We start from the raw sequence: 14,588 nt of genomic DNA, 5'->3' as shown, positions 1-14,588 counted from the left end.
GGCCCGTGTGCGGCATCGTCGCGATCCACTCCGCCGACGGCGGCCTCGACGGCAGCGAACTCGCCGATCCGATGGCCGAGTTACGCCCACGCGGCCCCGACGGCGAGGGCACCTGGGCCTCACCCTCCGGCCGCGCCGCACTCGGCCACACCCGCCTCGCCGTGATCGCCCCCGCCGCCGGGCGCCAGCCGGTCGCGGGCCCGGACGGCACCGTACAGCTCGTCGCCAACGGCGAGTTCTACGGCTACCGGGAGATCCGCCGCGAACTCGAGTCCGCCGGCTGCCGTTTCCGCACCGGCAGTGACAGCGAGATCGCCCTCCACCTCTACCTGCGCGACGGCGGCGTGCGGGCGCTGGAACGGCTGCGCGGAGAGTTCGCGTTCGTCCTCTGGGACGAGCGCCACGGCACCCTCTTCGCCGCCCGCGACCGCTTCGGCGTCAAGCCGCTCTACTACACCGAGCGGGGCGGACAGCTGTACGTGGCCTCGGAGATCAAGGCCCTGCTCGCCTGCGGCGCCCCCGCCCGCTGGGACACCGCCGCCTTCGCCGCCCACCTCCAGCTCGGCCTGCCCCCCGACCGCACCCTCTTCGCCGGCATCCGGCAACTCTCGCCCGGCTGCTCCCTGACCGCCGATGCGGACGGTGTCCGTATCGCGCCCTACTGGGACCTCGACTACCCGCCCGGCGACGACCTCGCCATCGCGAACCCGCGGCCCGAGGAGCATCTGGCCGCCGTGCGCGACCGGTTCGAGGAGGCCGTACGGCTGCGCACCGTCGCCGACGTGCCGCTCGCCTGCCACCTCAGCGGCGGCATCGACTCCACGGCCGTCGCCGCGTGCGCCGCACACCACGTCGGCCCCGGCGGCATCACCGCCTTCACCGTCCGCTTCGACGACCCCGCCTACGACGAGAGCCCCGTCGCCCGCCGCACCGCCGCCGCACTCGGCATCGCCCACCGCGAAGTCCCCTCCGAACGCGCCCGGTTCGCCGACCACCTGCGCGACGTCGTACGGGCGGGCGAGATGGTGCAGGAGAACGCGCACGGCATCGCCCGCCACCTGCACAGCGCCCACATCAAGAAGGAGGGGTACACCGCCGTCCTCGCGGGGGAGGGCGGCGACGAACTGTTCCTCGGCTACCCCCAGTTCCGCAAGGACCTCACCCTCAGCCTCTCCGCCGAGGCCCGCGCCCGCGCTGCCCGTGGCTACGCCCGGCTCGACGGGGTCCTCCCCGCATACCTGCGCGGCCTCCTCGGCACCCTCGGCTTTCTGCCGACCTGGATCGTCGACCGCCACCTCACCGTCGTCCAGCCCCTCACCGCACTGCTGCGCCCGGACTTCGCCGCCGAACTCGCCGCAACCGACGCCGCCGCGCCCCTCCTCGCCGCCGGGGCCGCGCGGATCGCCGGACGCGTACCGGTGCACCAGGCCGCCTACCTCTTCGCCAAGAGCCGCCTGCCCGGCTACCTCCTCGCCGCCGAACGCCTCGACGCGGCACAGGCCGTCGAGGTCCGGATGCCCTTCTTCGACCACCACCTTTTCGACGTCGTCCGCCACACTCCGCTGGCCTGGTACGACCGGGACGGCTCCGGCAAGTATCCGTTGCGGGCCGCCCTGCGCGACCGCATCCCGCGTGAGGTCGCCCAGGGCGCCAAGCGGGGATTCTTCGCACCCCCCGTCGTCGACGACGACAGTATGCTCGCCGCCCTGCGCGAGCACACCGACGACGCCGCCCTGCGCGACAACCCCTTCTTCGAACCCCGCGCCGTGCGCACCCTGCTGGACCGGCTCGCCGATGCGCCGCCCGGCCGCAGGGCCACCGGCGAGAGCCTGCTGCAACTCGTCGCCGGAACAGTGGTACTGGCCGAGGAGTTCGGCCTGGCGGACAGGGGGACACGGTGACCGACACCGAACGGGACGAGGAACTGGCCGCCCGCATCGCCGCGCTCTCTCCCGAACGCCGCGCGGCCTTCGAGGAGATCCTGCGCACCAGGACCCGTAAGGGATCGCCCCTGCGTCCCCGAGGCGACGCCGAACCCCCGCCCTCGTACGGCCAGGAACGCATGTGGCTGCTCGCCGGTCTCCTGCCCTCCGCCTACAACTACGGCACCGCTCTGCGCCTTCGCGGCCCGCTGTCCCTCGCCTCCCTGCGCGGCGCGCTGCGCGGCATCGTCCGCCGCCATGAAGTCCTGCGCACCACCTTCCGGCTCGACGGCGACCGCCTCACCCAGGTCGTCCACCCCCCGGCCGACGTCCCCGTCCGCTTCGTCGACCTGACCGGGCGACCCGACGACACCGCGCGCCTGATGCGCGAGGAGGCCCGCCGCCCCTTCGACCTGACCCATGGCCCCCTGTTACGGGTCACCCTCTTCCGGCTGGCCCCGCAGGAGCACGTCGCCCTGCTCGCCGTCCACCACGCCGTCACGGACGGCTGGTCCAACGGCATCCTGCTCGAGGAACTCGCGGCGAGCTACCGGGACTTGCGCGCCGGTCGCCCGGACAGTACGCCCCCGCCACCCGTCCAGTACGGCGACTACGCCCACTGGCAGCGTGACCGCCTGGCCGGCCATGAGCTGTCGGCCCTCGAGGCGTACTGGTCCGAAGCCCTGCGCGACCTGTCCCGTACGGACCTGCCCACCGATCGTCTCCGCCTGGACGCGCGCCGTGGCGAGGGCGCCAACCACACCCTGCTGCTGCCGCGCGGACTGACCGACGAACTCGACCAGTTGCGCCATCGCGAGGGCGGGTCGACGTTCATGCTCGTCATGACCGCCCTGCTCGTCGTCCTGCGCCGCACCGGGCGCCAGGACGACCTCGCCCTCGGTACCCTCGTCGCCGGCCGGACCCGGCCCGAACTCGAGGGTCTCATCGGCTATTTCGTCAACGTCCTGCTGCTGCGCTTCGAGACCGACGGCCAGGCTTCGTTCCGCGACCTGTGGCGCCGCGTCCGCGAACGGCTCGTCAGTGCCTACGCCCACCAGGAACTGCCCCTGGAGAAGGCCCTCGAGCTCCTGCCCACTGACCGTGCCAATGCCGCGGAACCGCCCGTGAACGTGATGTGCGTGGCCCACCGTCCCGCCCCCGCCGTCACCCTGCCCGGGCTGGACGCGACGGCCGAGAACGTCGACCTCGGCACCGCCCAGTTCGACCTCGTCGTCGAGGTCCGCGAGCGCGACGAGGGACTGCAGATCGCCTTCCAGTACGACCGCGATCTCTTCGACGACACCACCGTGGCGCTGCTCGCCGGTCATCTGCGCGCCGTCCTCGAGCAGGCCGCCGCCGATCCCGCCGCGCCCTGCGGACTCCTGCCCGCCCCGCCCGTACCCGCACCCCTCTCCGCCCCGGGCGACTCCACCACCGTGCACGGCCTGTTCGAGGCACGCGCCGCCAAGACGCCTGACGCGGTGGCCCTCGTCGAGGGCGACCAGCGGACCACCTGCCGGGCCCTCAACGCCCGTGCCAACCGGCTCGCCCGCCACCTGCGCGCCCTCGGCGTCCGTACCGAGGACCGGGTGGCGCTGCGGCTTCCGCGTGGCACCGACGCCGTGACCGCCGCCCTCGCCGTCCTCAAGGCCGGCGCCGCCTACGTCCCCCTCGACCCCGACCACCCCGGCGAGCGGCTGGACGCGATCCTCGCCGACGCTCGGCCCGCCGTGGTCGTCACTCCCGCCTTCCTGCGCGACGAGGCCGCCGCCGTCGCCCGGCACCCGGGCCACGACCTGAACCTCCCCGTGCACCCCGACAACCTCGCCTATCTCGTCCACACTTCGGGATCCACCGGCACCCCCAAGGGAGTCATGGGCCTGCACCGGGGCACGGTCAACCGGATCGAGTGGATGAGCGCCTCCCACCCCTTCGCGGCCGGGGACGTCGCCGTCGCCCGTACGGCACCCGGTTTCGTCGACGCCGTCTGGGAGGTCTTCGGCCCGCTGTCGGCCGGTGTCCCTCTCGTCCTGTTGCCCGCCGACGAGGCCCGGGATCCCGCCCTGTTGACCGCCGCCCTCGAACGGCACGGGGTCAGCCGCATGGTGGCCGTACCCTCGCTGCTGACCATGCTGATGGATGAAGACACTGATCTGGACGGTCGGTTGGCCCGTCTGCGTACCTGGATCACCAGTGGCGAACCCCTCCACCCCGAGCTCGCCCGGCGCTTCCACGCCCGCTTGCCCGGCCGTACCCTGCTCAACCTCTACGGCTCCTCCGAGACCGCCGCCGACGCCACCGCCGCCCTTGTCGCGCCCGGGGCCGCGCTCCTGGCACGCTGCCCCGTCGGCACCCCCATCACCGGCGTCAGCGCCCGCGTCCTCGACCCGCGACTCCGGCCGCTGCCCGCGCTGATGCCCGGTGAACTCCACGTCGGCGGCGCCTGCGTGGCCCGTGGCTACCACGCCCGCCCGGGGGCGACCGCCGCCGTCTTCCTGCCCGACCCCTACGGGCCGCCCGGCGCCCGGGCCGTCCGTACGGGCGACCTCGCCCGGCAGCGCGCCGACGGACGGCTGGAACTCCTGGGCCGCGTGGACCGGCAGGTGCAGATCCGAGGCCACCGCGTCGAGCCCGCCGAGGTCGAACGGGCCCTGCTGGCCCACCCCGGCGTCCGCTCCGCCGCCGTCGTCGCGAACCCCGACGCCACCGGGCTGTGGGCCTACGCACAGCCCGGCCCCGCCCTGCGCGAAGCCCCCGCACCGGAAGCCGAATTGACCGCCTTCCTGCGTCGCAAGCTCCCCGCCCACCTCGTACCCACCGCTGTCACCCTCCTCGACGCCCTGCCCGTCACCGCCCACGGCAAGACCGACCACCGCCGCCTGCCCGCACCCGACCCGGGCGCCGCCCGTGCCGCCTTCGTCGCGCCGCGCACCGCCGCCGAAGCCGCCGTTGCTGAGGTCTTCGCCGAACTCCTCGTCCTGGACGGCCCGCTCGGCGCCCACGACGACTTCTTCCTCCTCGGCGGCCACTCCCTGCTCGCCGCCCGCGCGGCGGCCGGACTGCGTACCCGGTGCGGGGTGCGGCTCGGGCTGCGGGACGTCTTCGAGGCCCCGACCGTTGCCGCACTCGGCGCCCGGATCGACGACGCCCGCCCCGAAGCCCCGGAGGAACGCGCCGGACTCACGCCCGACCCCGCCGCACGGCACGAGGCCTTCCCCCTCACCGACGTCCAACAGGCCTATTACGTCGGCCGGGAGGACGGCTTCGCCCTCGGCGGCGTCTCCACCCACGCCTACCTGGAGATCACGGCCCCCGGGCTCGACACCGACCGGTTCGCGCACGCACTGCGCGGCGTGATCGACCGGCACCCCATGTTGCGCGCGGTGATCGGCCCCGACGGACTCCAGCGCGTGCTGCCCGACGTCCCGCCGTACGAGCCGGCCGTACGCGACCTGCGCACCCTGGACGAGAACGGGCAGCGCCGCGAACGCGACGCGCTGCGGCGGGAGATGTCCCACCAGGTGCTGCCCGCCGACCGCTGGCCGCTGTTCGACGTGCGCGTCTCGCTCGGCACCGACGGCGCCCTGCTCCACATCGGCGTGGACGCACTGGTCTGCGACGCCCACAGCTTCGGCCTCGTCATGACCGAGCTCGCCGCCCGCTACGCCGACCTGGCCCGTACGTTCCCGCCCCTGACCGCCACCTTCCGGGACTACGTCCTGCACCAACAGGCACTCCGCGCGTCCGCCGGGTACGAGGCGGCCGAGCGGTACTGGCGCGAGCGCCTGCCCGGCCTCCCGCCCGGCCCCGAACTCCCTCTGGCCACCGCAGCCGAGACCACCGGCCCGCCACGTTTCGTACGCCGCTCCGGCCGCCTCGACGCCGCCCGCTGGGCCGTGGTGAAGGAGCGTGCCCGCCGCGCCGGGCTCAGCCCGTCCGGCGTCCTCCTGGCCGCGTTCACCGAGGTGATCACCGCCTGGAGCGCCCGCCCCCGGTACTCTCTGATGCTCACTGTCTTCGACCGCCCGCCCGTACACCCCGAAATCGGCGGCGTCGTCGGCGACTTCACCTCCCTCTCCCTGCTCGAGGTCGACCACAGCCTGCCCGGCGACTTCACCGCCCGGGCCCGCCGGCTCCAGGGCCGCCTCTGGGAGGACCTGGACCACTCCGCCGTCAGCGGAGTGACCGTCATGCGCGAGTGGGCCCAGCACCACGACGCCCCGCCCCGCCCCGTCACCCCCGTCGTCTTCACCTCCAACCTGCCGATCGGCGACACCGCCCCCGACACCGCCCCCGACGCCCTGCCCCTGGGCGAACCGGTCCACGGCGTCAGCCAGACCCCGCAGGTCCAGCTCGACCACCAGGTCGCCGAGGACCACGGCGCCCTGGTCCTCAACTGGGACGCCGTCGAGGACCTGTTCGCACCCGGCGTCCTCGACGCCATGTTCGCCGCCTACACCGACGCGCTGAACCGCCTCGCCACCGACCCCGCCGCCTGGCAGCGCCCCGGCACCCCTGCCCTGCCCGCGGCCCAGGCCGCGGTGCGCGAGCGCATCGCCGCGACCGGGGCACCCCTGCCGGCCCGGCTGCTGCACGAGGCGGTCGGCGACGCGGCCCGGCGCCACCCCGGGCTGACCGCGCTCGTCGACGGCGACACCCGCCTGACGTACGGCCAACTCACCGGGCACGCCCGGCGCGTCGGCCGTACGCTGCGCCGCCTGGGCGCTCGCCCCGGGCAACTCGTCGCCGTCGTGACCCGCAAGGGGTGGCAGCAGGCTGTCGCCGCCCTCGGCGTCCTGGAGTCCGGGGCGGCGTTCCTGCCGCTCGACCCCGAGCAGCCCGCCGAACGGCTCGTCCGCCTCATGCGCCGCGGCGAGGCCGCGCTCGTCCTCACCGAACAGGCGCTGCTCGACACCCTTGCCGTGCCCGTCGGCGTCACCGTGCTCGCCGTCGACGACGACACCGCCCTCGATTCCGACACCGGCACTGGCCCCCTGGAATCCGTCCAGGGCCTCACCGACCTCGCCTACACCATCTTCACCTCGGGCTCCACCGGTGAACCCAAAGGCGTCATGATCGACCATCTCGGCGCCGCCAACACCCTGGAGTGCGTCAACCGCCGCTTCTCCGTCGGACCCGGCGACGCCGTCCTCGCGGTCTCCTCGCTCAGCTTCGACCTCGCGATCTACGACCTGTTCGGCGTGCTCGCCGCCGGCGGCACCGTCGTCCTCCCCGACCACGACCGCCGCCGCGATCCCGGCCACTGGGCCGACCTGATACGCCGCGAACGCGTCACCCTGTGGAACTCCGTCCCCGCCCTCGGCACCCTCCTCACCGAATACGCCGAGGCCCTGGCCCCCGACGCCCTGCGCACCCTCAGGGCAGTGCTGTTCAGCGGCGACTGGATCCCCCTCGCCCTGCCCGACCGCATCCGCGCCCGGTGCGCCCCCGGCGCCACGGTCATGAGCCTCGGCGGCGCCACCGAGGGATCCATCTGGTCCGTCTGGTACGAGATCGGCCCGGTGGACGAGCAGTGGAGCAGCATCCCCTACGGCACCCCCCTCGACAACCAGGGCCTCGCCGTCCTCGACGACCGGCTGCGCCCCCGCCCCGACTGGGTACCCGGCGAGCTCCACATCAGCGGCACCGGCGTCGCCCGCGGCTACTGGCGCGACCCCGGACAGACCGCCCACCGCTTCGTCACCGACCCCGCCACCGGACGGCTCCTCTACCGCACCGGGGACTTCGCCCGTCATCTGCCCGACGGCACCCTCGAGTTCCTGGGCCGGCAGGACGACCAGGTCAAGGTCAGCGGATTCAGGGTCGAACTCGGCGAGATCGAGGCCGTCCTGGAGCGGCTGCCCGGCGTCACCTCCGGCGCAGTCATCGCCGTCGGCGCACCCCGGGGCGAGAAGCGTCTCGTGGCCTTCGCCGTCACGGACGACAACCCCGATGCCCTCCGGCAGGCCCTCGCCGCCCGCCTGCCCGCCTACATGGTCCCCGCCACGCTGCGGATCCTCGACCGGCTGCCGCTGACCTCGAACGGCAAGGTCGACCGCGCCGCGCTCCAACACCTCCTACCCACGCGGGAGTCCGATCCTCCCAAGGCGTCCTCCACCCCCGTGCCCGACTGGCTCGCGGAGCTGTGGTGCGAGCTCCTGGGCGTGACCGAGGCCGACCCCGACGCGGGCTTCTTCGCCCTCGGCGGCACCTCACGCGTGGCGATCACCCTCGTCACGCGCATCGAGTCCCGTCTCGCCCTCCGGGTGCCCCTCGCCCGGCTCTTCGACGCCCGCACCCTCGGCGGCCTCGCCGCGACGATCACCGAACTGTCCGTGCGGGACAGGGAGTTGGCAGACTCGACCCCTACCCCGGCCGCCGACCCCACCTCCCGCCACGAGCCGTTCCCGCTCACCGACATCCAGCAGGCCTACTGGCTCGGCCGCCACAGCTCCCTCTCCCTCGGCGGCGTCGCCACCCACACCTACCTGGAACTCGACGTCGACGACCTCGACCCCGCCCGGCTCGCGGCCGCCGTCCGCCGCCTGATCGACCGCCACGACGCCCTCCGGCTCGTCGTCCGTCCCGACGGACTGCAACAGGTGCTCCCCGACGTGCCGCCCTACGTCCTCGCCCACACCGACCTGCGCGGCAGGGCGGACGCACAGGACCAACTGGACCGCGTACGCGACCAGATGTCCCACGAGGTACGGGACTCCTCCGCCTGGCCGCTGTTCGACCTGCGCACCCACCGCCTGGACGAGGTCCGCACCCGCCTCCACCTGAGCCTGGACCTGCTCGTCGCCGACGCCCACAGCGTCCACATCCTCACCCGCGAACTCCTTGCCCTCTACCACGACCCGGACACCGAACTGCCGTCCCTGTCCTGCTCCTTCCGCGACTACGTCCTCGCCCTCCGCGCCCACGGCGCGGGCGAGCCGCGCGAGCGCGCCCTCGCCTACTGGCGCGACCGGCTGCCCGACTTGCCCCCGCCCCCGGAACTGCCGCTCCTGCGCCGCCCCGAGGAACTGGCCGCGCCCCGGTTCGCCCGGCTCTCCACCCGCCTCGGGCCCGACGCCTGGGACCGGCTGCGGCGCGGCTCCGCCGCAGCCGACGTCACCCCCGCCGCACTGATCTGCACCGCCTTCAGCGACGTACTCGCCCAGTGGAGCGGCGAACCCCGCTTCACTCTCAACCTCACCACCTTCCACCGCCCACCCCTGCTCCCCGGAGTCGAGGACATCGTCGGCGACTTCACCAGCACGACCCTGCTCGCCGTCGACGGCGAGGGCGACACCCTCCGCGACCGGTCCCGCCGCCTCCAGGAACGCATCTGGCAGGACCTCGAACACCGCGTCGTCAGCGGCGTCGAGGTCCTGCGCATGCTGCGACGGGACCGGGGCACCCCCGACGCCGCCCGGATGCCCGTCGTCTTCACCAGCGCGCTGCGCCCCGCCGACCCGGACCCCGCAGACGCTTCCCCGCCCGCCTGGCGGGTCCGGCCCGTCCACGCCATCAGCCAGACCCCGCAGGTACTGCTCGACCACCAGGTGAGCGAGAACGACGGCCATCTGGTGTGCACATGGGACTACGTCGCCGACGCATTCCCGCCAGGACTGATCGAGGCCATGTTCGAGGCCTTCGAGGCGCTCCTCGCCTCGCTCGCCACCGACGACGAGAAGACGGGAGGTGGTCCGGAGTGAACAGCGCCCGGCCCATGTCGACGCTGCTCCCCGCCGACCAGCGCGAGCTGCTGCGGGCGTTGAACGCCCGTACCGCGCCCGTGCCCGAGCACACCCTCGCCGCCCAACTGGCCGACGCGGCACGCCAGTACGGCACCGAACCCGCCCTCATCGCTCCCGGCCTCGCGCTGAGCCATGCCGAGCTGGACGCCCGCGTGGCGGCCGTCGCCGCCCGCCTCGCCGCGGCAGGCGTCACCGCCGGGGACCGCGTCGCCCTCGCCGTCGAGTACGGTGCGGAACAGGTCGTCGGCGCACTGGCCGCGCTCCGGGCCGGTGGCGTGTGCCTGCCGGTCGACCCCGGCGCGGCCCGGCCCGTGCGCTGGGAGCGCGTCGACCGGGCGAAGGCCGCGGTCGTCCTCACGCAGTCCTGGCTGGCCGAGCGCATCGACTGGCCGCCCGGAACGCAGGTCGTGCCTGTCGACGGACCTCAACCCGTCGCGTCCGCCCGGGTGTTGGGTTCCGCAGTCGATCCCGCCTACCAGCTCGACACCGCCGTCGTCAGCCACCGGGCCGTTGCCACCGCCGCCCTTGAGGTCAACCGCGTCTTCGCCGTCGGCCCCGGCGACCGGCTGCTCGCGCTCTCTCCCGCCGACTCGCCCCTCGCCCTCTACGACCTGTTCGGCCCGCTCCTCGCCGGGGCGGCCGTCGTCCTCGTCCAGGACATCGACCTGCGCACCCCGCACGCCCTCGACGACGCCCTGCGCACCCACGGTGTGACCGTCTGGAACTCGCCGCCCGCGCTTCTCGGCCTCCTGCTGGACCACTTCGCCGAGCGCGGCGCCACGCTTCCGGAGTCCCTGCGGCTGCTGCTGCTCAGCGGCGAACGCCTGGACCCCTCCCTCGTCAGCCGGCTGCGCGCGGCCGCCCCGCACAGGCCGACGGTCGCCCACCTCGGCGCGGCCACCCCGGCCGGGCCCTGGACCACCTGTATGGAGGTCGGTGAACTCGCCGCCGAATGGCGCTCGGTGCCCATCGGCGCCCCCCTGCCCAACCAGCGCGTCCACATCCTCTCCGAGGCCATGAAGCCGTGCCCGGTCTGGGTCGCCGGCCGCGTCCACCACGGTGGCATCGCCGCCGAGCAGGGCGGCCGGGAGACCGTCACCCACCCCGAGACCGGCGAAACGCTGGTCCGTGGCAGCCAGTTCGCGCGTCTGCTGCCCGAGGGCGTGATCGACATCGTCGGCGACGAGCGCGCCCAGGTCACCGTGCGCGGACGGCAGCTGAACCTCCAGGACACCGAGTCCGCCCTCACCCTGCACGCCTCGGTCCACTCGGCCGTCGTCGTGCCCGTGGGGGAGGGGCAGGAGTCCCTGGCGAGCGTACGGTTGCAGGCCGGTGCCACGGTCGGCTCCGACGAACTCCTCGCGCACCTGCGGCGCAAGGTCTCCCCGTACCTCCTGCCCGGCCGTATCGAGATCGTCGACGCCTTGCCGCTGACCTCCGACGGACGCGTGGACCGGGACCGTATCGCCGCCGGAGCCACGGTCCCCGCACCCGCCGCACCCGCACCGTCCGTACAGGGCGAGGACGAACTGCTCGCCGCGGTCACCCGCGTGACCTGCCGGGTTCTCGGACTCAGTGCCGTCGAACCGCATATGAACCTGCTGGACGCCGGGGCCACCTCCATGGAGCTCGTCCGCCTGGCCACCGCCCTCGAGGAGGAGCTCGGCATCGACACCGACATCGAGGAACTGCTCGGCTTCCCCTCCGTCGCCGTGATCGTCGGCAAGCACCTCGGCGGACGGCGCCCGGAATCTTCGAAACCAGCGCTGATCACCGGCATCGGCGCCCGGCAGGCGTTCAAGGACGCCCACCACGGCATCCGGCACCGGTACGACGACACTGACGGCATACCCCTGACGGGCCCGGCCGGGCAGAGGCTCGCGGCACGCCGCAGCCACCGCCGCTTCGCACCTGGACCCGTACCGCTGTCCGAAGTCGCCCAGCTCCTCGGGGCGCTGCGCGACATGCGTCCGGACGGCGAGGCCAAATACGGCTATCCCTCGGCCGGTTCGGCCTATCCCGTGCAGACCTATCTGCTCGTCCACGGTGACGACCGAGTCACCGGGCTCCCCGCCGGCAGCTACTACCACCACCCCGCCCGCAACCGCCTGGTGGGCATCGACCCCGCCGCCACCCTGGACCCCACCGCCCACGCCGAGATCAACCGGGCCGTCTTCCGGGAAGCGGCCTTCTCCCTCCACCTGATCGCCGCGATGGACGCCATCACCCCGCTCTACGCCGAACTCTCCTGGGACTTCACCGTCTTCGAGGCCGGTGCGATGACCCAGCTGCTGATGGAGACCGCCGCCACGACCGGACTCGGCCTGTGCCCCGTCGGCACCATGGACCCCGCCCCGCTGCGGGATCTCTTCGCCCTCGACGACCGGCACCGCTTCGTCCACGCCCTCCTCGGCGGCCGGCCCCGCACGGAGACGCCATGAACCGCCGCTTCCCTCTCGCAGGACTTGCCGGACGCCGCCGCACCGTCGACGCCCGCAGCACCTCCTGGATGGCGCCCACGGGCGACCCGGGGCTGCCGCTGGAGGTCGCCGCCACCCGCGACGGCGTCGATGCGGCCGAATGGGCCCGCACCCACCCGGACACGGTCGACGGCTGGCTGCACCAGCACGGCGCCGTCCTGTTCCGGGGCGCCCGCACCGACCTGGACGCCTTCGGCGAGGCCGTGCAGGCGCTCGCGGGCACGCCCGAGGCGTACGTGGAACGCTCCACGCCCCGCACCGAACTCGGCCACCACCTCTACTCGGCCACCGACCACCCCGCCGACCAGACCATCGCCCTGCACAACGAGAACTCGTACCAACTCGGCTTCCCCGCCCGGCTCGTGTTCGGCTGCCTGACCCCCGCCCGCACCGGAGGCGCCACCCCGCTCGCCGACACCCGGCGGGTCCTGGCCCGGCTCGAGCCGTCCGTCGTCGCCGCCTTCGCCGAGCGCGGCGTGCTCTACCAGCGCAACTACGGCGACGGTCTCGGCGTGCGCTGGCAGGACGCCTTCGGCACGCACGACATGGCCGCCGTCGCCGCGTACTGCGCGGCACGCGGCATCGATGTCACATGGAAGCCCGACGGCGGGCTGCGCACCACCCAGGTCCGCCCCGCCCTCGCCGTCCACCCCGTCACGGGGGAGCGGGTGTGGTTCAACCATGCCGCGTTCTTCCACATCTCCGGCCATCCGCCCGCGCTCCGGGAGGCCCTGCTGGCCCAGTTCGCCGAACAGGACCTGCCGAGCAACACCTACTACGGCGACGGCAGCCCCATCGAACCCTCCGTACTGGAGCACCTGCGCGACGCCTACGCCGCCGAACGCGTGGCCCGCACCTGGCAGGCCGGCGACGTGCTGCTCGTCGACAACCTCCTTGCCGCGCACGGCCGGGAGCCCTTCACGGGCGAACGCCGCGTCGTGGTCGGCATGGCGCGGCCCCTGACGTGGGAGGAGGTACGCGCATGACCGCCTCCTTCGTCCAGCGCGGACTGTGGCCGTACGCCCGCGACGCCGTGCAGGTGCGGGGCCTGCGGCTCACCGGGCACATCGACGAGGAACGGCTCACCGTCGCCGTACGGCAGGTCGGCGCCGCGCTGCCCGTCCTCACGGCCGAACTCACCGGTGGCGAACGGCCGGAGATGAGCATGGGTCCGTACGTCCCCGACCCCGCCGAGGTCGACCTGCGCGGCATCGCCCCGGCCGGGCGTGACGCCGCCTGCGTGGCCCTGCTGCGCGCCGACCGGGACAGGCCGTCCGTGGGCGGCCACCGCGCCCGCTTCCACCTCGTCCGTCTCCATGACGACGAGGCCGTGCTCGCGCTCACCGCGCACTCCCTCCTCCTCGACACCCAGTCCCTCTACGCCGTCCTGGGCGCCGTCTGCCAGGCGTACGCGGGACGCTTCCGGTCCGAGCAGTACCGGGATGTCACCGCCCTCCTCGACCTCGACCCCCTCACCGACCGGGCCCGCGACTCCCGCCGCCGCTGGTGGAACCGCCGCCTGGAGGCCCTGCCCGCCCCGCCGCCCGCCCCCGGGGATGACGGGGACGCCGAGACCCACCGGCTGCACATCTCCGGCGCGCTCTGGCGCACCCTCACCGGCCTCGGCGGGCCGCTCGGCGGCGCCGGCTCGCTGCCCGTCATGGCCCTGGCCGCCTGGTGCCTGCGCACCCCGGGCGACCCCGGCCCGACCGCCTTCGCCACCATCGTGGACCTGCGCGAGCACCTCCAACTCGGTCCAGCCGTCGGCCCATTCACCGACCGTCTCGTCTTCTGGGCCGACCTCGGCGACCTGACGGCACCCACCTTCCACGACGTCCTGCTGCGCACCCAGGCCGGCTTCCTCGACGCCGTCGTGCACTACCTCCCGTACGGTGAGGTGGTCGAGCTCGGCCGCGCACTGGGCCGCATCACCCCGCCCAGGACCGCCGCCCACTGGAACGTGGCGCTCAGCTTCTGCCGCCACCCGCCGACCAGCGCCGCCACCCGCGGCGAACGCACCCTGGCCGAACGGGGCCTGTCGATCGAGCTGTTCCGCGAGGCCGACCTGCTCGGCGCCGCCACGCCCGTTCCCGCGAGCCGCTGGGACGGCACGGTCCTCGACCTGTCCCTCGGCGAACTCGGCGACGACATCGTGCTGGTCCTCGACGCCGACCCCCGCCACGGGCCTGCCACAGACGTCCTGGAGCGCATGGACCACCTGCTCCGGGCCGCAGCCGCCGACCCGGACGCCCCCCTAGGGCGTGGCCGATGGGTCAGCACAGGCCCCGCGACGCCTGGCACGGCGCCTCGCCGCGTTGTCGCATCACCCGAGTACGCCCAGTACGCGGGTGATGCTCCGCCTTGCGATGCACCGCGCCAGACGCCGCGGGGCCCGCACTGACCCATCGGCCACGCCCTGCCCGCCCGCACCGCCACCCCGA

5 protein-coding genes are annotated in these 14,588 nt (G+C 74.1%); all 5 read left to right on the top strand.

Annotation, left to right across the window (positions count from 1 at the left end):
- Positions 1-5 precede the first annotated feature (5 nt).
- From asnB to ACV530_RS03725, 5 genes are read left to right on the top strand one after another with little or no spacing between them, the layout of a single operon-like run.
- Positions 6-1,901: an asparagine synthase (glutamine-hydrolyzing) gene (gene asnB, locus ACV530_RS03745; protein ID WP_494330757.1), complete on the top strand. Its 1,896-nt coding sequence runs from the start codon at positions 6-8 to the stop codon at positions 1,899-1,901.
- Positions 1,898-9,625 (top strand): amino acid adenylation domain-containing protein, encoded by a 7,728-nt coding sequence (locus ACV530_RS03740; protein ID WP_494330756.1) that lies wholly within the window; start codon positions 1,898-1,900, stop codon positions 9,623-9,625. Before asnB ends, ACV530_RS03740 begins: the two co-directional genes overlap by 4 nt.
- Positions 9,622-12,108, top strand: coding sequence for an AMP-binding protein (locus ACV530_RS03735; protein ID WP_494330755.1), 2,487 nt, complete (start codon positions 9,622-9,624; stop codon positions 12,106-12,108). The genes ACV530_RS03740 and ACV530_RS03735 overlap by 4 nt, the downstream gene beginning before the upstream one ends.
- Positions 12,105-13,133, top strand: coding sequence for a TauD/TfdA family dioxygenase (locus ACV530_RS03730; protein WP_494330754.1), 1,029 nt, complete (start codon positions 12,105-12,107; stop codon positions 13,131-13,133). Before ACV530_RS03735 ends, ACV530_RS03730 begins: the two co-directional genes overlap by 4 nt.
- Positions 13,130-14,548 carry a hypothetical protein gene (locus tag ACV530_RS03725; RefSeq protein WP_494330753.1) on the top strand — a complete coding sequence of 473 codons (1,419 nt, stop codon included), beginning with the start codon at positions 13,130-13,132 and terminating at the stop codon, positions 14,546-14,548. The genes ACV530_RS03730 and ACV530_RS03725 overlap by 4 nt, the downstream gene beginning before the upstream one ends.
- Positions 14,549-14,588 lie beyond the last annotated feature (40 nt).

Source organism: Streptomyces sp. SX-6 (assembly GCF_059089585.1).
Note: the sequence above shows the minus strand (reverse complement) of the source record. Positions and strands in the feature narration are given on the sequence as shown.

Excerpts from the sequence above, each read along its gene's own strand:
- ACV530_RS03730 (WP_494330754.1), top strand. The coding sequence starts at position 12,105 with ATGAACCGCCGCTTCCCTCTCGCAGGACTTGCCGGACGCCGCCGCACC.
- ACV530_RS03725 (WP_494330753.1), top strand. The coding sequence starts at position 13,130 with ATGACCGCCTCCTTCGTCCAGCGCGGACTGTGGCCGTACGCCCGCGAC.